Below are 519 nucleotides of genomic sequence, written 5' to 3'. Positions count from 1 at the left end.
CCGTTTAGCCAAACGCCCGCGTTAATCACACTTAACGGAATGATTACCCACGTGAAAAACTGCTCGTTAGTGTTACCAAAGCGGCGTTTTACCCCTTCAGTCGGCGTATCGACACGCATTTGGCGGAAGCGGCGAGCAAAGTAGAAGTAAGCGAAAACGTACGCCACCATGTTGCCAACAAACACGGCCAATACCGCGAAGCCATCGTTAAACGCTTTACCCGCTGCACCGGTAAACGTCCATGCAGAGAACTGAGTCATAAATGCTGTGGCACCAACCATCCACCAAAGCATCTTACCACCCCCGCGGAAATAGTCGCTGGTACTATTGCTTGCCATTTTTTTGAACAGCAAGCTGATTGCCACCATCAGGGCAAAGTAGCCTGCTATTACTAAGTAATCGTATTCCATAATAGAAACCTCGAAACGCTGTTTTAATTTAGATAAATTATATTTTCAAAAAACAAAACTAACTGAGACAAAAATCAAAACAACGGTTCATTTTTTATTTTTTGCGCTC

Annotated in this window: 1 protein-coding gene; it reads right to left on the bottom strand. The window is 44.3% G+C overall.

Annotated features, from left to right (window positions below):
- Positions 1-410: sodium:solute symporter family transporter (locus tag R8N49_RS30410; protein WP_412034946.1), on the bottom strand; the 410-nt coding region annotated here is incomplete at its 3' end.
- Between the last annotated feature and the right edge of the window lie 109 nt (positions 411-519).

This window comes from Vibrio sp. 1978 (assembly GCF_033344345.1).
The sequence above is the reverse complement of the archived record's forward strand: the minus strand, read 5'-3'. Positions and strand labels throughout refer to the sequence as shown.